Source organism: Arthrobacter sp. sptzw32, assembly GCF_059089735.1.
Genome location: NZ_JBNHEZ010000031.1, coordinates 1 through 283 on the forward strand (window position 1 = coordinate 1; position 283 = coordinate 283).

Here is a 283-nt window from a genome sequence, read left to right on the forward strand (position 1 = left end):
TCATCCGTCACGGCCTCGAACGCATGTACGGGCCGGAATCAGATGACCGGAACCTGATGTACTACCTCACGGTCTACAACGAACCCATCACCCAGCCCGCAGAACCCGAAGAACTCGACGTCGAAGGTGTCCTCAAGGGCATCTACCTGCTGAACCCGGCGAAGGCCGAAGAACTGAGGCAAGATAGTCCCCGGACCCAGATCCTCGCCTCCGGCGTCTCCGTGCCCTGGGCCCTGGAAGCCCAGCAGCTCCTGGCCGATGACTGGGGCGTCTCCGCAGACGT

General features: G+C 62.5%; 1 protein-coding gene. It reads left to right on the forward strand.

The window, feature by feature from the left end:
* Positions 1–283: hypothetical protein (locus tag AC5RVN_RS17470; RefSeq protein ID WP_494138758.1), on the forward strand; the 283-nt coding region annotated here is incomplete at both ends.